At 68.2% G+C, this 560-nt stretch carries 1 protein-coding gene; it reads left to right on the forward strand.

All coding sequences use genetic code 11. From position 1 onward, the window contains the following. Positions 1-560, forward strand: a 560-nt coding sequence (locus M0638_RS28550; RefSeq protein WP_248670347.1) for an IS630 family transposase, incomplete at both ends; no start/stop codon positions are given.

The raw sequence follows: 560 nt of genomic DNA on the forward strand, positions 1-560 counted from the left end.
GCCCGCCGAGCAGTCACGCCCTGACATCGCCTTCAGGCGCGCACGCTGGCAGGCCCACCAGGGCAGGATCGACCCACGACGCCTGGTCTTCATCGATGAGACCTGGATCAAGACCAACATGGCTCCGCTGCGCGGCTGGGGCCTGCGGGGGCGACGGCTGGACGCGCGCGTGCCGCACGGCCATTGGAAAACGCTGACCTTTGTCGCCGCCCTGCGACAGGATCGGGTCGATGCGCCCTGCGTGATCGACGGGCCGATCAACGGCGACCTGTTCACCGCCTATGTCGAACAGGTACTGGTCCCCACGCTGGCGCCCGGCGAGATCGTCATTCTCGACAACCTCGGCAGCCACAAGGGACAACGCGCCCGCCGCGCCATCCGCCGGGCGGGGGCCCACCTGCTGTTCCTGCCGCCCTACAGCCCGGACTTGAACCCGATCGAGCAGCTCTTCGCCAAGCTCAAGCACCTCATGCGAGCCGCCGAGCAGCGAACCGTCGAGACCACCTGGCGCAAGGTCGGTGCCATCCTCGACCTCGTCACCCCGACCGAATGCGCCAACT

The organism is Roseomonas acroporae, from assembly GCF_023223525.1.
In the GTDB taxonomy this organism is placed as follows: Bacteria; Pseudomonadota; Alphaproteobacteria; order Acetobacterales; family Acetobacteraceae; genus Roseomonas_E; species Roseomonas_E acroporae.